The sequence below is a fragment of the Paraburkholderia sabiae genome (genome assembly GCF_030412785.1).
GTDB lineage: Bacteria > Pseudomonadota > Gammaproteobacteria > Burkholderiales > Burkholderiaceae > Paraburkholderia > Paraburkholderia sabiae.
Genome location: NZ_CP125295.1, coordinates 4,459,158 through 4,476,775 on the forward strand (window position 1 = coordinate 4,459,158; position 17,618 = coordinate 4,476,775).

General features: G+C 61.6%; 10 protein-coding genes. 7 read left to right on the forward strand and 3 right to left on the reverse strand.

Going from position 1 to position 17,618, the window contains the following annotated elements; all coding sequences use genetic code 11:
* Window positions 1–22: 22 nt before the first annotated feature.
* Entirely contained in the window at window positions 23–1,447 is a 1,425-nt protein-coding gene (locus QEN71_RS20060; protein ID WP_201650360.1) for an acetate kinase, read from the reverse strand.
* A gap of 521 nt (window positions 1,448–1,968) precedes the next feature.
* Here QEN71_RS20060 and QEN71_RS20065 point away from each other — a divergent pair.
* The 4 genes from QEN71_RS20065 (at window position 1,969) to QEN71_RS20080 (ending at window position 10,311) form a co-directional block, all read left to right on the forward strand.
* Complete coding sequence (locus tag QEN71_RS20065; RefSeq protein WP_201650359.1) at window positions 1,969–6,825, forward strand: NAD-glutamate dehydrogenase; 4,857 nt, start codon at window positions 1,969–1,971, stop codon at window positions 6,823–6,825.
* A gap of 136 nt (window positions 6,826–6,961) precedes the next feature.
* A complete protein-coding gene (selD, locus tag QEN71_RS20070; protein ID WP_201650358.1) occupies window positions 6,962–8,023 on the forward strand; it encodes a selenide, water dikinase SelD in 1,062 nt (353 codons plus the stop codon).
* A 42-nt stretch (window positions 8,024–8,065) separates the two neighbouring features.
* On the forward strand, window positions 8,066–8,992 hold the full coding sequence (locus QEN71_RS20075; RefSeq protein WP_201650357.1) for a cation diffusion facilitator family transporter: 927 nt from the start codon (window positions 8,066–8,068) through the stop codon (window positions 8,990–8,992).
* 251 nt (window positions 8,993–9,243) lie between these two features.
* Window positions 9,244–10,311: a purine-nucleoside phosphorylase gene (locus tag QEN71_RS20080; RefSeq protein WP_201650356.1), complete on the forward strand. Its 1,068-nt coding sequence runs from the start codon at window positions 9,244–9,246 to the stop codon at window positions 10,309–10,311.
* Window positions 10,312–10,480: 169 nt separating this feature from the next.
* Here the strand turns inward: QEN71_RS20080 and QEN71_RS20085 are convergent, their stop codons facing one another.
* Window positions 10,481–10,789 carry a DUF4148 domain-containing protein gene (locus QEN71_RS20085; protein WP_201650355.1) on the reverse strand — a complete coding sequence of 103 codons (309 nt, stop codon included), beginning with the start codon at window positions 10,787–10,789 and terminating at the stop codon, window positions 10,481–10,483.
* Window positions 10,790–10,980: 191 nt separating this feature from the next.
* Window positions 10,981–11,985: a LysR family transcriptional regulator gene (locus QEN71_RS20090; protein ID WP_201650354.1), complete on the reverse strand. Its 1,005-nt coding sequence runs from the start codon at window positions 11,983–11,985 to the stop codon at window positions 10,981–10,983.
* 195 nt (window positions 11,986–12,180) lie between these two features.
* Between QEN71_RS20090 and QEN71_RS20095 the strand changes: the two genes are divergently transcribed.
* The 3 genes from QEN71_RS20095 to QEN71_RS20105 all read left to right on the forward strand — a co-directional run bounded on the left by QEN71_RS20095 (window position 12,181) and on the right by QEN71_RS20105 (window position 17,618).
* Window positions 12,181–13,035 carry an alpha/beta hydrolase gene (locus QEN71_RS20095; protein WP_201650353.1) on the forward strand — a complete coding sequence of 285 codons (855 nt, stop codon included), beginning with the start codon at window positions 12,181–12,183 and terminating at the stop codon, window positions 13,033–13,035.
* Between the two features lie 34 nt (window positions 13,036–13,069).
* Window positions 13,070–14,359 carry an efflux RND transporter periplasmic adaptor subunit gene (locus QEN71_RS20100; RefSeq protein ID WP_201650352.1) on the forward strand — a complete coding sequence of 430 codons (1,290 nt, stop codon included), beginning with the start codon at window positions 13,070–13,072 and terminating at the stop codon, window positions 14,357–14,359.
* A 73-nt stretch (window positions 14,360–14,432) separates the two neighbouring features.
* Window positions 14,433–17,618: an efflux RND transporter permease subunit gene (locus tag QEN71_RS20105; RefSeq protein WP_201650351.1), complete on the forward strand. Its 3,186-nt coding sequence runs from the start codon at window positions 14,433–14,435 to the stop codon at window positions 17,616–17,618.

Below are 17,618 nucleotides of genomic sequence, written 5' to 3' on the forward strand. Positions count from 1 at the left end.
ATATGCCTTAAAAGCAGGCCGCTCAGAACTGGATCGGCATGCGGAACGTCAGCGTGAGATCCGGCGTGTCGCGCGTGAGGCCCGCGCCGAGCGAGAAGTTCAGCGTCGTCTTCGGCGTGATGCGATACGAATAGCCGACCAGCAGCGTACCGAGTATCACGCGCACGGAGCCCGGCACGCTTTGCCCGTTCTGCTTGGTCGGCAGCACGATGCTCTGGTCGTAGCCGATACTGAACGAAGCCTTTTCGTTCAGCGCGAGACCCATGCCGATGTTGAAGCCGTAGATGTCGCCGGGCTGGATATGACCGACGGGATCCGTTTCGCCGTTGAGGATGTGCAGGCTCAGATCGCTGCGTCCGAAGCTGTGCAGATAGCTGAAGTTGCCGAAGAACACGACCGGGTCGCTCGGGAACAGCCAGGTGAGGCCAGGCTGGATCGCGTAGAAACCCGTGCCCGTCGGCTGTTCGAGCGGCAAGCCCGTGCCCGTCGTATTGCCGATACAGCGCGTCACGCAATCGGTGACGACGTCGAACGGACTCTTGCCCGTCGCCGTCTTGAAGCGCAGCCAGCCGATGTAATAGAACTTGTCCGGGCCGCCTTCGTTCAGCTGGTAGCGCAACGTCATTTCGACGTCGCCGATACCGTGACCGCTGCTGTTGAAGACGTTGTCCTGCGCGGAGCCTGTGAAGATTTCGCGGCTCACCGTGTCGTTGGTCGAATAGACGTACGGCACGCGCACTTCGAATTCCATCCGGTTCGTGATGCCGTAGCGCGCGGCAAGACCGCCCGTGAGCACATTCGACTTGATCTCGCGCACATCGATCAAACCGATCAGCAACGCGGGAATGATCGTGTAGCCGACCAGCGCGACGCGGTCCGACGACGAATAGCCGAACTGGAACGACGGCTCCAGTACGAACTTGTTGCGCGGCGTGAGCACGCCGGGCTGATCGAAGATCGGCGCGACGGCGGGCGGCGCGGTATCGGGGATGGGCGCCTGGCCGACGGGCTGCGACGGCTGGTTCTGCTGATCGCCGCCGTTTTGCGCGGTGCTGATCGCGGGCGCTGCGCCCGTTGCAGCGCCCGCAGTTGCTCCGCCACCGGCTGCTACGCCTGCACCGTTGCCCGCGCTATCTCCCGTACCGGTGCCTTGCGCGATGCCCGCGGCAGGCGCCGCGCCCGCGCCGGGCTGACCCGCTCCGCGCGTTGTATCGAGCATGCGTGAATCGAGTGCTTTGCTTAATTGCTGGAATTGCGCTTCTTCTTCGGCGAGTTTGCGTTTGAGTGCGTCGAGTTCCTTGATCCGGTTGTTTAATTCCTGGCGAAGGGTTGCGATATTGTCTTGTGCAGTTTGATCCTGAAGCGATTGCGCATGGGCTTCAGCGTAAAAGAGAAGCACCGTCGCGTAACTGATCATCCGCACATGTCGAAATGGCTCGCGCTTCATGGGTCTGTTCTCCATGTCAGGCTTGCAGGTTCTACCCCGGTACACCTAGACAACAGGCCAGCGGCATCGACACGTCCAGTCGTTGTGCTGGGCATGAAGCATTCCCTCGTTCGACGGCCTTTGCGGGACTCAGGAACGTCTTCATGCGCGCGAATTGCATCGGTATTGAAGCCGTGATTCGCTATTGGTATGTATTTCGAAATTGTCTTGATGCATCCGCAATAAGGTCTTTAAAGATGATCGTCTCTCGCCTTGAATACGGACCATAAAAGCCTAACGCATCGGGGGTGCATACGCTAATAAGAAGAACCCTGGCCTGTGATGGTTAGCCAACAGAACGAAGCGGTTTTTATGCGGCTTTAAAAGCTGTTGGTCCGCTATCCGTAGTTTCGGTCGACACGCGTCTGTCACAGGCGCGCGCAAGCATGCTCGATGTGCGTGTGCACAATCCGTTTCTGCTCAACGGGTGCATAATGCGCTTCAGTCGATGCAGCCGATTGTCGCCCGACGCGGAGGACGTCATGCAAGCGAAGAACGAAGAAGCCGTTGCCCATCTGCTCAACGATGTCGTCGAATTCGCGCGAGGACGATTGCCCGAGCCCGCATTCGCAGCCGTCGAACCGTTCCTGCACCACTACTACGATTTCGCCGACGCGGACGACCTGCAAAGCCGCGGCATCGCCGATCTCTACGGCGCCGCGATGGCGCACTGGCAAACGGCGCAGCGCTTCGTGCCAGGCAGCGAGCGTTTGCGCGTCTATAACCCGATTCTCGAACAGCACGGCTGGCATTCCGATCACACCGTGATCGAGATCGTCAACGACGACATGCCGTTCCTCGTCGACTCAGTGTCGATGGCCGTGAACCGTCAGGGGCTCGCGCTGCATTCCGTGCTGCATCCCGTGTTTCGCATCTGGCGAGGCAAGGACGGCGGCATCGAGCGCATCGCGCCGGGCGGTGTGTCGAGCGACGATGGCCAGTCGCAACTCGCGTCGTTCATTCATTTCGAAGTCGACCGTTGCGGCGACGCGGCGAAGCTCGATGCATTGCGCAATGAGATCGCGAAAGTGCTCGGCGACGTGCGCGCAGCCGTCGAAGACTGGCCGAAGATCGTCGACATCGCGCGCACGACCATCCGCGACATGGCCGCGCGCGAGACGAGTCCCGAAGGCGTCGAAGCGCGCGCGTTCGTCGAATGGATGGTCGCGGATCACTTCACGTTTCTCGGCCAGCGCGACTACGAGCTGGTCACGCACGAGGGCCAGTATGGTTTGCGCGGCGTCGCGGGCTCCGGCCTCGGCATTCTGCGCGAGTCGTTGAGGCCGCAAGGCGCGTCGGAGGTGACGCCGTTGCCGCCCGCCGCTGCCAGCATCATTGCGGGCGCCGCGCCTATCTTTCTGACCAAGGCCAACTCGCGTGCGACCGTGCATCGTCCCGGTTATCTCGACTACGTTGGCGTGAAGCTGGTCGGGCCGGACGGCAAGATCAGCGGCGAGCGTCGCTTTATCGGGCTGTATACATCGACGGCCTATACGGCGTCGGCTTCGGAAATTCCCATCGTGCGCCGCAAGTGCGCGAACATCGTGCGGCGCGCGGGCTTTCTGCCGAAAGGGCACCTGGGCAAATCGCTGGTGACGGTGCTCGAAACCTATCCGCGCGACGAACTCTTCCAGGCTGACGAAAACGAACTCTACGACACGGCCATCGGCGTGCTGCGTCTGCAGGAACATCAGCGCACGCGCATGTTCCTGCGGCGCGACCGCTTCGATCGTTTCGTATCGTGCCTCGTGTTCGTGCCGCGCGACAAGTACAACACGGACTTGCGCCGACGCATCGCGAAGCTGCTGATGAGCGCGTTCAACGGCACGAATGTGGAATTCACGCCGCTTCTTTCGGAGTCGACGCTCGCGCGCATTCACTTCGTCGTGCATGCGGAGCCGGGCGCGATGCCCGATGTCGATACGCGCGAACTCGAAGCGCGGCTGATTCAGGTGTCGCGCCGCTGGCAGGACGATCTCGCCGATGCCTTGCTCGACGCGTTCGGCGAAGAGCAGGGCAATCGCCTGTTGCAGCATTACGCGGATTCGTTTCCGGCCGGCTATCGCGACGATTATCCGGCGCGCACGGCGGTGCGCGACATCGAACTGATCGAACGCGTGCAGGGCACCGCGCACATCGCGATGAATCTGTACCGGCCGATCGAAGCCGGTCCGCGTGCGTTCCGCTTCAAGGTGTATCGCGTGGGCGATCCGATTGCACTGTCGCGCAGCCTGCCGATGCTCGAACATCTCGGCGTGCGCGTTGACGAAGAGCGGCCTTATCTGATCGAAGCGCCGGGCGCTGCGCCTGCATGGATTCACGACTTCGGCCTCGAACTCGCCGACGATGCCGAGTTCGATATCGAGCGCGTAAAAGACCTGTTCGAAGACGCTTTCGATCGCGTGTGGACAGGCGATATCGAAGACGACAACTTCAATCGTCTGGTGCTGCGCGCGCAACTGAGCGCGCGTGAAGTGACGATACTGCGGGCGTATGCGAAGTATCTGCGTCAGGTCGGATCGACCTTCAGCGATGCGTATATCGAACGCGCGTTGACGGGCAATCCGGCCATCGCGCGCATGCTCGTCGAACTGTTCATCGCGCGTTCCGATCCGGCGCCTGCGACCTCGCGCGATGCGCGCGTCGAGCGGCTGCTGAAGACGATCGAAAGCGCGCTCGACGAAGTACCCAATCTCGACGAAGACCGCATCTTGCGCCAGTTCCTCGGCGTGATCAACGCGACGCAGCGCACGAACTACTACCGGCGCGAAGACGACGGCAAGCCGCGATCCTATCTGTCTTTCAAGTTCGATCCCGCGAAAGTGCCGGGCTTGTCCGAGCCGAAACCGATGTTCGAGATCTGGGTGTATTCGCCGCGCGTCGAAGGCGTGCATCTGCGCGGCGGGCGCGTCGCGCGCGGCGGCTTGCGCTGGTCCGATCGTCGCGAGGATTTCCGCACGGAAGTGCTCGGCCTGATGAAAGCGCAGATGGTGAAGAACGTGGTGATCGTGCCCGTGGGATCGAAGGGCGGCTTCGTCGTGAAGAATCCGCCGCCGCCCACCGATCGCGAAGTATGGATGCGCGAAGGCGTCGCGTGTTATCAGACGTTCTTGCGCGGGCTGCTCGATCTCACCGACAACCGCGTCGGCGGACAGATCGTGCCGCCGCCTGATGTGGTGCGCCACGATCCCGACGATCCGTATCTCGTCGTTGCCGCCGACAAGGGCACGGCGACGTTCTCCGACTACGCGAACGCGATCTCGCAGGAATACGGTTTCTGGCTCGACGACGCGTTTGCATCGGGCGGCTCCGTCGGCTACGACCACAAGAAAATGGGCATCACCGCGCGCGGCGCGTGGGAATCGGTGAAGCGCCACTTCCGCGAAATGGGCGTCGATACGCAGACGATGGACTTCACGGTGGTCGGCGTCGGTGACATGTCCGGCGACGTGTTCGGCAACGGCATGCTGCTGTCGCAACACATTCGCCTGATCGCTGCATTCGATCATCGTCACGTATTTCTCGATCCGAACCCCGACCCCGCGACGAGTTTCGCCGAGCGTCAAAGGCTCTTCAATCTGGACCGTTCGAGCTGGGCTGACTACGACCCCGCACTGATCTCGGCGGGCGGTGGTGTGTTCGCGCGCACGGCGAAGACGATTCCGTTGTCGCAGGCCGTGCAGTCGATGCTCGGCATCAGTGCGGCTGCGTTGTCGCCTGCCGAACTGGTGCGCGCGATTCTTCAGGCGCCCGTCGATCTGCTGTACAACGGCGGCATCGGCACCTATGTGAAGGCGAGCCACGAAACGCATGCGCAGGTCGGCGACAAGACCAACGACGCCGTGCGCGTAAACGGTCGCGATCTGCGCTGCAAGGTGATCGCGGAAGGCGGCAATCTCGGCTTCACGCAACATGGGCGTATCGAGTTCGCGCAGCATGGCGGCCGCATGAATACGGATGCCATCGACAATTCAGCGGGTGTCGACTGCTCGGACCACGAAGTGAACATCAAGATTCTGCTCGGTCTCGTGGTTGCGGACGGCGAGATGACGGAGAAGCAGCGCAACGCGTTGCTCGCTGAAATGACGGAAGAAGTGGGCCTGCTCGTGTTGCAGGATAACTACTATCAGACGCAGGCTCTATCGATTGCGGGCCGCTACGCGGCCGAACTGTTCGACGCGGAAATGCGCATGATGCGTTATCTCGAACGCGCGGGCCGCTTGAATCGCGTGATCGAATTCCTGCCTTCGGAAGATGAAATCAACGAACGTCTAGCTGCAAAACAGGGTTTGACGTCGCCCGAGCGCGCGGTGCTGCTCGCGTACAGCAAGATGTGGCTCTACGACGCGCTGCTCGAATCCGACGTGCCGGAAGATGCGCTCGTCGCGGGCATGCTCACCGAGTACTTCCCGAAGCCGCTGCGTCAGCGCTTCAGTGAGCCGATGCATCGTCATCCGCTGCGCCGCGAAATTCTCGCGACGCATCTGACGAACGCGCTCGTGAATCGTGTCGGCTGCGCGTTCGTGCACCGGATGATGGAAGAGACGGACGCGAAGCCGGGCGATATCGTGCGCGCGTGCATGATCGCGCGCGACGTGTTCGATCTGAACGACGTGTGGCGCAATATCGACGCACTCGACAATCGCGTCGCCGACGACGTGCAGGCGCGCATGTTCGTCGAAATCACGAAGCTGCTGGAGCGTGCCGCGTTGTGGTTCCTGCGTCATCTGCAATCGGGCGAAGTGATGAACGGCGGCGTGACGGCGTTGATCGCGCGTTGCCGCGATGCCGCGCAACGGCTCGCGCCGCAATTGCCGATGCTGTTGCCTGCCGCCGAACTCGAAGCGCTGTCGGAGCGTCAGCGCGTGCTCGTCGACGCAGGTGTAGACAGCGAGCTTGCGGTGCGCGTGGCGAGCGGCGACATACCCGCTGCGCTGCTCGATATCGCGGAAGTGTCGGCGACGACGGACCGCAGTCTCGAACTCGTCGCAGGCGTGTACTTCGCTTTGAGCACGCAGCTGAATTACGGATGGATCGGCGAACGCGCCGAGTCGCTGCCGACGTCGACGCATTGGGACGTGATGGCACGTGCCGCCGCGCTCGCGGAATTGGCGCGCCTCAAGCGCGTGCTGGCTACCAGCGCGCTCACGGAAGCACCCGAGGCGACGACGGCAGAGGGCGTCGTCGAAGCGTGGCGCGCAAAACGGGAAGACGCGCTCGCGCGTTACGCGCAGCTGCTGACGGATTTGCGTGCGGCGGGTGGCGCGAGTCTGTCGATGCTGCTCGTGATCGTGCGGGAAATGGCGACGCTCGAACGTCGCTTGATGGCGGCGACCTAGCCTGCGTGCGATGTTCGATACAACGCGCCGTTGTCGTCAAGACGATGGCGCGTTTTTCATTGTGCGGCCCCATTCGACAGCGTCGCGGCGGATTGCCGGATAATAGCCGTTATCGACCCTCTGTCACTTCATCATCATGACCGAATCCGCTGTCACATCCAACGTTCCGCGTCTCACGAGCCTGTCGCATGGCGGCGGCTGCGGCTGCAAGATCGCGCCGGGCGTGCTGTCCGATCTGCTCAAACGCAATATGCCCATGCCGTCGTTTCCCGACCTGCTGGTCGGCACGGAAACGTCGGACGATGCCGCCGTGTATCGCCTGAACGACGAGCAGGCAATCATCGCGACGACCGATTTCTTCATGCCGATCGTCGACGATCCGTACGACTTCGGCCGCATCGCTGCGACGAATGCGCTGTCCGATGTCTATGCAATGGGTGGCAAGCCGATCCTCGCGCTCGCGCTGGTCGGCATGCCGATCAACGTGCTGCCGCACGATGTGATCGCCGCTGTGCTGCGCGGCGGTGAAGACGTTTGCATGCAGGCGGGCATACCCGTGGCAGGCGGCCATTCGATCGATTCCGTCGAGCCGATCTACGGCCTCGCCGCGCTCGGCGTCGTGCATCCCAAGCGCGTGAAGCGCAATGCTTCGGCGCAAGCGGGCGACGTGCTCGTGCTCGGCAAGCCGCTAGGCGTCGGCGTGCTGTCGGCGGCGCTCAAGAAGAATCAGCTCGACGAAGCGGGCTATGCGGCGATGATCGCGGCGACGACCAAGCTCAATCGTCCGGGTGCGGATCTGGCCGCGCTCGACGGCGTGCACGCGATGACGGACGTGACGGGCTTCGGTTTGCTCGGCCACACGCTGGAACTCGCGCGCGGCGCGCAGATGACGGCGCGTGTGCGCTACGCGGATTTGCCGTGGATCGCAGGCGTCGATGCATTCGTCGCTGCTGGCGTGTTCACGGGCGCGTCGGGCCGCAACTGGGCTTCGTATGGCGACGACATTCGACTCGCAGATGCGCTGCCCGCCACGGCACGCACGTTGCTGACGGACCCGCAGACATCGGGCGGACTGCTGGTGTCGTGCGCGCCGTCAGCCGTTGATGACGTGCTCGCGATCTTCCGCGCCGACGGCTTCGATCATGCGGCAGTGATCGGCGAACTGCACGACGGCGCGCCGCGTGTCGAAGTGGTATGACCGTTTATTAACGCATCCGCATCACAACAACTCGAAGAGCCTATGAAAGAAGAATCACCGAAGGCCATTTTCTACGCGCTGGCGGCGAACTTCGGCATTGCCATCTGCAAGTTCGCCGCGGCGGCGTTCACGGGCTCGGGCTCGATGTTCGCCGAAGCGATTCACTCGACAGCCGATTGCGGCAACCAGGTTCTGCTGCTGTTCGGACTCAAGCAGGCACGCCGGCCCCCAAGCATCTTGCATCCGCTCGGCGCAGGGCGTGCGATCTACTTCTATTCGCTGATCGTCGCGCTGCTGCTGTTTTTTGTCGGCGGCGTGTTCTCGGTGTATGAGGGCATCCATCGGCTGATGGCGCATGAGCCCTTGTCGCACGCGTATATCGCGCTCGGCGTGCTGGGCGTTTCCGTCGTGCTCGAAACGTTTTCCCTGATGGGCGCGATCAGGGAAATACGCAAGACCAATCAGAACAAGTCGATGTGGCGCTGGTTTCGCGAAACGCGCGAATCGGAACTGCTCGTCGTCACGGGCGAAGATGTGGCCGCGCTGCTCGGTCTCGCGATGGCCTTCGTTGCCGTGCTGATGACGATGATCACAGGCAATCCGATGTACGACGCGTTGGGATCGATCGGCGTCGGCGTGCTGCTGATGGTGATTGCGTATCTGGTCGCGCGCGAGGTGAAGTCGATGATCATCGGCGAATCCGCAAGCCCGGAAGTGCGGCGTGAGATCGAAGCGTATCTGCACACGCGCAAGGAAATCCGCAGCATCATCAATCTGATCACGCTGCAATGGGGGCGTCATGTGGTCGTCGCGGTGCAGGCGGAAATGATCGACTACGACAGCGGCCGCGCAATGGTGGATGCGATCAATATCGTCGAAGCGGATTTGCAGGCGAAGTTTCCGCAAGTGCGCTGGGTGTTTTTCGAGCCGGATGTGCCGAGAGTGAGAACGGAAGCTTCGCTCGATTGATCTTTGATGCGCAGCTCATAGGCCCGCGAAGGGTGCATTCGGTGCATCGTTCGCGGGCCTTTTCGTTTGTGGACGTACTGCTTCGCCATTCGTTTTATGCGAATCAGCTATTCGAAGCGGTTATTCGAAGCAGCAAAGCGAATTAGCCAATGGAAAACAATTCGATGCCACCTATACTAAGCTCCGCCCAGTTACGCGAGGGCATGCATTCCATTTCCAATCTTTTAACGCGTTTAAAGAAAGGACTTGTCATGGTAACTCGCACGGTAGGCGCATTGACGGCCTTGGCATTGGCCGCATGCACGGCCATTTCGCCGCTGGCCAATGCGCAAGATGACAGCTTTGCGCAAGGCAATGGCGAATCGCACGGCCGCCAGGTCAAGGTGATGATCATTTCGATGTTCGGACCGGAAGGGCAGACGTGGCTCGACAAACTCGGTCCCTGGCAGGACATTCCTGTTGCCGGTCTTTCGCCCGACTACCCGAACGTTCACTGCAACAAGCAGGACGTCTGCGTGATGACGACGGGCATGGGACACGCCAACGCCACCGCATCGACGATGGCGCTCGCATTCTCGCCGCGCTTCGATTTGCGGCATACGTACTTCATGGTGGCGGGCATTGCGGGCATCGATCCGATTCAGGGCACGGTGGGCTCCGCAGCGTGGGCGAAGTATCTCGTCGACTTCGGCATTCAATGGGAACTCGACGGACGCGAAATTCCCGCAGGCTGGAACACCGGCTATCTCGGCATCAACACGAAAAGCCCTACGGAAAAGCCTCCGCTCGATTACCGCACGGAAGTGTTCCAGCTGAATACGCGCCTCGCGGATACGGCTTTTGCGCTGTCGCGCGACGTCGTGCTGTCGGACAATGCGCAGGCGCAAGCGGCTCGCGCCAAATACAGCTATGCACCCGCGAATCGTGCGCCTGCCGTGATTCAGTGCGACACGCTGGCGGGCGATACGTGGTGGTCAGGAACGAAGCTCGGCGAGCGCGCGCGCGACTGGACGAAAATTCTGACGGACAACAAGGGCGTCTATTGCACGACGCAACAGGAAGACAACTCGACGTATGAAGCATTGAAGCGTGCGGCGAGCGTGCATCGCGTGGACTTGAATCGTATTGCCGTATTGCGCGCCGGTTCGGATTTCGATCGTCCCTATGATGGACAGACGAGCGCCGACAACCTGCTCAACTATGCCGCGCAAGGCGGCTTCACTATCGCGCTTGAGAACCTGTACCGTGCGGGCAATCCGCTGGTGCAGGACATCGTCACGCATTGGGGCGAATGGCGTCACGGCGTGCCGCAGCGATAACAATGCAAAGCGCTCAATCGCGCAAAGCGATTGAGCGCCATTTGCTAAAGCTGTGTGTTGCGCAATGCTTAATGCGAACGATAAGGCGTCCAGACGGGAATGTCGGATGCCCAGTCATCGAGTTCCGATGGGCTCATGTTCGACTCCTTCGATAAAGATGAAATGACGCTTACTGGCTGCGCGCAACGCGCACTTTGCCATCGCTTTGCGCGTCGAGGCGCTCGGCTTGCGTGCGGCCAATCAGGCCTTGTTCCGGATACGACGTCTTGTTCAGCGAAGGCAACGTGCCGTCGCGATACGCATCGGCTTCTTCCGCACGCACTTCTGCGCGCGTTTTCGGCGCCGAGGCGCTAGCCGAGTGTTGCCACCATTGATCGTTATACGATCCTGCGCGGCCGATGCCACCACCGCCGCCGGCAAACGCCGGTGCGCTGACGAGCAGCGAGAGAACGAGACCTGCCAGCAGATTGCGCTTCATGATTCACTCCTGTCGATTCGAATTCATTTGCAGCGTCGTGATGGTCCGGCGCTGCGACAGGGTGAAATGTAGGCTTTGACGTGCGGGCGATAAACCCGACTTTCGTGAAATGAATTGTCGCAATTTCAGAACAATCGCGGCGCGGTGCCGCGATCGTCCTTTTGCCTAAAAGCCTTTAAAGCAATATGGCATTAAGCAACCCACTCGGCCATTACGGGCGTATTGAGTTCGGGCGCCGACTCTTTCTGCTCGAATGTGCGTTGCGTGCAGGTCTTGTCGAGGCTTGCGCGGCCGCTCAATAGCGGACAACGGTCGAAGATCTCCGCAATCCAGTCGACGAACACGCGCACTTTCGAAGAAAGATGCCGGCTATGCGGATACACCGCGGAAATGGGCATGGGCAGCGGCTTCAGGTCGGGCAGCACTTCGACGAGCTGGCCCGAACGCAGATGCGGCAGCACCATGAAGAGCGGCGGCTGGATCAGGCCGAAGCCTTCGACGCCGCACGTCACGTACGCATCCGCGTCGTTGACGGACACCACGCCCTTCATTTTCACCTCGACTTCCTTGCCGTCGACGAGAAACGACCAGTCCATGACGCGGCCCGTACGGCTCGAAAAATAATTGACCGCCTTGTGCTGTTCGAGATCTTCGATCGTCTGCGGAATGCCGGCGCGCTCAATATATGCAGGCGCCGCGCACGATACGCCTTCGAATAACCCTATTCTGCGTGCGACCAATGACGAATCCTGCAGCGCGCCCACGCGCACCACGCAATCGACGCCTTCCTGCAGCAGATCGACGGGGCGATCGGACAGTCCGAGTTGCAGATCGATATCCGGATACTTCGTATGGAATTCGCACAATGCGGGAATGACGAGCAGACGTCCGATCGATCCCGGCATATCCACGCGCAGCTTGCCGCTCGGCTTCTTGTTGCCGCTCTGGAAACTCGCTTCCGTCTCTTCGACGTCCGCAAGAATGCGAACGCAGCGCTCGTAATACGCAGCGCCGTCGGGCGTCAGCGACAGACGGCGCGTCGTGCGGTGCAAGAGGCGCGTGCCGAGAAACGCTTCGAGATTCTGGATGATCGTCGTGACGGATGCGCGGGGAAGATCGAGCGTTTCCGCAGCCCGGGTGAAGCTGTTCGTGTCGACGACCCGGGTGAACACTTGCATGGCCTGGAGCCGGTCCATTGCAAACCTCCGAAAGAGCCGGAGCACTGTGAAGCATCCGCTTTAGCCCGCTAACGCCGACTGGAGGCGGCGAATAAAGGCATTCGATTGTTCAGGTGCACCGAATTGTGTTGCCGGATTATAGGCATTTATTTGGAAGTCTGCTGGTCCCACAATTCGCACCATTCGATAGCTTCGCGCATTGCGCTGTTCGACATGGATGCATTCAACCCGCGCCACACCTTTGTCCCGCCCGGCACAAGCCTCGGCGAAAACGCTGCATTGCTCGACGTCACCGACGTTCGGGTCGAAGGCTACGCGCAGGACATCACATTGCGCCTTTACCGGCGGGCTGCCGCGAAGAGCGGTCTGCCGATCCTGCTCTATTTTCACGGCGGAGGGTTCGTGCGCGGCTCGATCGAGGAAGCCGATTACGCCGCGCGTTACTTCGCGCAGCACACGCCGGCGCTGGTCGTGTCGGTCGGCTATTCGCTCGCGCCGCAGTTTCCGTTTCCCGCCGCGCCCGAAGACGCACATCGGGCGGCGCTGTGGGTGCAGACTCGCGCACGAGCGTTCGGCGGCAACACGAAAAAGATCGGCGTAGCGGGCCACGATGCGGGTGGCTCGCTCGCGAATTGTCTTGCGTTCATCGGCCGCGATCGCGGGGATGTGCGGATCGAAGCGCAAGCATTGTTCGGACCGATGCTCGATCCGAGCCTCACGCGTCTCGGCGACGAGAAGCGTTTGAGCTCGGACATCACGGCAAGCGAATGCGCGGCGTGTTATCGCGCGTATCTGCCGCAGGCTGCGCAACGGATGCATCCGTATGCGGCGCCGCTCGAATCGGTACGGCTCAAAGGCTTGCCCGCGACATTGATTGCCACCGCGCAAAACGACGTGCTGCACGTCGAAGCGGAGAAGTACGCGAGCAATCTGATCGACGCGGGCGTGCAGACGCAGGTAGTCCGATATCCGAGCGTGTCGCACGCGGCGCTGGCCAATCATCCGGCCGCGTTGCTCGAGGCGGTTCGATTTTTCCAGTGGCGCTTCGACGAGCGTGCACTCCGATAAACAAACTTCTATTAACTAAATTCCGGAGTCTGTCATGTCAGTTTTTCCTCTCTCGCGTTCAAAGCTGGCGGTTGCCGCGCTAGCCGTGTTGGTCATTGCGGGTCTCGGCACGTTCGGCGCGATTCGCGTCGATGCGCGCGCGCCCGCGCAATCCGCGCCGACCATCGTGCCGGAAGTCGATGTCGCCACTGTCGTGCAGAAAACCATTACCGATTGGCAAACCTATTCGGGCCGTCTTCAGGCCGTCGAAAAGGTCGATGTGCGGCCGCTCGTGTCGGGCACCATCGTGTCCGTGAACTTTCAGGACGGCGCGCTCGTGAAGAAGGGCGACGTGCTGTTCGTGATCGATCCGCGTCCGTATCAGGCCGAAGTCGATCGCGCCGCTGCGCAGCTTGCGGCGGCGCAATCGCGTTCGGGCTACACGCAAAGCGACTGGGAACGCGCGCAACGGCTGATCGGCGATAACGCAATCGCCAAGCGCGACTACGACGAAAAGCAGAACGCCGCACGTGAAGCGAACGCGAATGTGAAGGCCGCGCAAGCCGCGCTCGAAGCCGCGCAGATCAATCTCGGCTACACGAAGATCGTCGCGCCTGTGTCGGGTCGCGTCTCGCGCGCCGAGATCACGCTCGGCAACGTCGTGAACGCGGGCGCGAGCGCCGCGCCGCTCACCACGCTGGTGTCCGTGTCGCCCATCTACGCCGAGTTCGACGCCGATGAGCAGACGTATCTGCAGTACATCAGCCAGGTGAAGAACGACGGCAAGGTGCCCGTCGAACTGGGTCTCGCGAACGAAACGGGCTATTCGCGCAAGGGCACGATCCAGTCGGTTGATAACCGGCTCGATACGTCGTCGGGCACGATCCGCGTGCGCGCGCGTTTCGACAACGCCGACGGCGCGCTCGTCCCCGGTCTCTATGCACGCGTGAAAGTGGGCGGCAGCGAGCCGCATTCGGCGTTGCTGATCGACGATGCCGCGATCGGCACGGACCAGGACAAGAAGTTCGTGTTCGTCGTCGACAAGGACGATCACGTCGCGTATCGCGAGATCCAGCAGGGCGATCTGCAAGGCAGTCTGCGCGTCGTGAAGAGCGGTTTGCACGCGGGCGATCGCATCGTCGTGAACGGCACGCAGCGCGTGCGTCCGGGCGCGCAGGTTCGCGCACACATGGTGCCGATGGGCGACGGTGATGCGAATAGCGCACCCGTTGCCGACGATGCGAAAGCAGAAAAGCAGGCACAGCTCGACGGAACGAAGAAGCACACCGAACCGCAAACGCAGGCACAGGCGCAGCCGCGCGCGAAGACGCGCAAGGATTCGTGATCGCCCGGCGAACACACGCAATCCTTCGATGCATGCGCACCAGACGTAAGCGCTCCAACATCAAGAGCTTCACATGAACATATCCAAATTCTTCATCGACCGGCCGATTTTCGCTGGCGTGCTATCGGTTCTGATTCTGCTCGGTGGCTTGATTTCCGTGTTTCAGCTGCCGATTTCCGAATATCCGGAAGTGGTGCCGCCTTCCGTGGTGGTGCACGCGCAGTATCCGGGCGCGAATCCGAAGGTGATCGCGGAAGCGGTCGCATCGCCGCTCGAAGAGCAGATCAACGGCGTCGAGAACATGCTTTACATGCAGTCGCAGGCGAATAGCGACGGCAATCTCACGCTGACGGTCACGTTCAAGCTCGGCACGAACCCCGACCTCGCGACGCAGCTCGTGCAGAACCGCGTGAATCAGGCGCTGCCGCGTTTGCCCGAAGACGTGCAGCGTCTCGGCGTGACGACGATCAAGAGCTCGCCGACGCTGACGATGGTCGTGCACCTGATCTCGCCGAACGACCGTTACGACATGACGTATCTGCGCAACTACGCGCTGCTCAACGTGAAAGACCGTCTTGAACGGATCAAGGGCGTCGGGCAGGTGCAGCTGTGGGGTGCGGGCGACTATTCGATGCGCGTGTGGCTCGATCCGCAGAAGGTCGCGCAACGCAATCTGACGGCGATGGAAGTGGTCAGCGCGATTCGCGAGCAGAACATTCAGGTGGCTGCGGGTGTGATCGGCGCATCGCCGTCCGTGCCGGGCACGCCGCTGCAGTTGTCGGTGAATGCGCGCGGCCGTCTGAAGACGGAAAGCGAATTCGGCGACATCGTCGTGAAGACTGCACCCGATGGTGCTGTCACGTATCTGCGCGATATCGCGCGTATCGAACTCGCGGCATCGGAATACGGCTTGCGTTCGCTGCTCGACAACAAGCCTGCCGTCGCGATGGCGATCAACCAGTCGCCGGGCGCGAACTCGCTGCAAATCTCCGACGAAGTGCGAGCGACGATGAAGGAACTGAGCGCGGATTTCCCGGCTGGCGTCGAGTACCGGATCGTCTATGACCCGACGCAGTTCGTGCGTTCGTCGATCGAAGCCGTCGTGCATACGCTGCTCGAAGCGATTGCGCTCGTCGTGATCGTGGTGATCGTGTTCCTGCAAACGTGGCGCGCGTCGATCATTCCGTTGATTGCGGTGCCTGTGTCGATCGTCGGTACGTTCTCGCTGCTGCTGGCGTTCGGTTTCTCGATCAACGCGCTGTCGCTGTTCGGGATGGTGCTCGCGATCGGTATCGTGGTCGACGATGCGATCGTGGTGGTGGAAAACGTCGAGCGGAACATCGAAAGCGGGCTCAGTGCGAGAGATGCGACGTATAAGGCGATGCAGGAAGTGAGCGGGCCGATTATCGCAATCGCGCTCACGCTGGTCGCCGTGTTCGTGCCGCTCGCGTTCATGTCGGGTCTGACGGGTCAGTTCTACAAGCAGTTCGCGATGACCATCGCGATCTCGACGGTGATCTCGGCGTTCAACTCGCTGACGCTGTCGCCCGCATTGTCGGCGATGCTGCTGCGCGGTCACGGCGCGAAGGAAGACTGGCTGACGCGCCTGATGAATCGCGTGCTGGGCCGCTTCTTCAAGGCGTTCAACAAGGTGTTCCATCGCGGCTCCGAAAGCTATGGCCGCGGTGTGAACGGCGTGCTCAAGCGCAAGGGCGCGATGCTGGTCGTGTACGCGGTGCTGCTGGGTCTTACGGTGCTCGTGTCGCGTGTCGTGCCGGGCGGCTTCGTGCCCGCGCAGGACAAGGAGTATCTGATCGCGTTTGCGCAGTTGCCGAACGGTGCATCGCTCGATCGCACCGAGAAGGTGATTCGCGACATGAGCGCGATTGCGCTGAAGCAGCCGGGCGTGGAGAACGCGGTCGCGTTCCCGGGTCTGTCGGTGAACGGCTTTACGAACAGTTCGAGCGCGGGCATCGTGTTCGTTGCGCTCAAGCCGTTCCATGATCGCAAGGGCAAGGCGTTGTCGGCGGGTGCGATTGCGGGTGCATTGAACCAGAAATACGGTGCGATCAAGGACTCGTTCGTTGCCGTGTTCCCGCCGCCGCCTGTGTTGGGTCTCGGTACGCTGGGCGGCTTCAAGATGCAGCTGGAAGATCACGGCTCGCTCGGTTATGCGGAGCTGAACAAGGCGACGGAAGCGTTCATCAAGAAGGCCGCGACGACGCCCGAACTCGGCCCGACGTTCTCGAGCTATCAGATCAACGTGCCGCAGCTGAACGTCGATCTCGATCGCGTGAAGGCGAAGCAGCTTGGCGTGCCTGTGACGGACGTGTTCAACACGATGCAGGTGTATCTCGGTTCGCTGTATGTGAACGACTTCAACCGTTTTGGCCGCGTGTACCAGGTGCGCGTGCAGGCGGATGCGCCGTTCCGTCAGCAGGCGGACGACATCCTGCAACTGAAGACGCGCAACGTGAAGGGCGATATGGTGCCGCTGTCGTCGCTGGTGACGGTGACGCCGACGTACGGTCCGGAAATGGTGGTGCGCTACAACGGCTTCACGGCCGCCGATATCAACGGAGGTCCGGCGCCCGGTTTCTCGTCGGGTGAAGCGCAGAATGCCGCCGAACGCATTGCGGCCGAAGTGTTGCCGAAGGGCGTGAAGTTCGAATGGACCGACCTGACGTATCAGCAGATTCTCGCGGGCAATGCGGGGCTGTGGGTGTTCCCGATCAGCGTGCTGCTCGTGTTCCTCGTGCTCGCCGCGCTGTACGAGAGCCTGACGCTGCCGCTCGCGGTGATCCTGATCGTGCCGATGAGCGTGCTGTCCGCGCTGACGGGCGTGTGGCTCACGCAGGGCGACAACAACATCTTCACGCAGATCGGCTTGATGGTGCTCGTGGGGCTGGCGTCGAAGAACGCGATTCTGATTGTCGAGTTCGCACGTGAACTGGAGCACGACGGACGCACGCCGTTGCAGGCCGCTATCGAAGCAAGCCGGATGCGTCTGCGGCCGATTCTGATGACGTCGATCGCGTTCATCATGGGCGTGGTGCCGCTGGTGACGTCGAGCGGCGCGGGTTCCGAAATGCGCCACGCGATGGGTATCGCCGTGTTCTTCGGCATGTTGGGTGTGACGCTGTTCGGCCTGATGCTGACGCCGGTGTTCTACGTGGTGCTGCGCACGCTCGCAGGCGGCAAGATTCACGTCGCGCAGAAGGACTCGCCGCATCTCGTCGCGCATACGACGGATGCATGA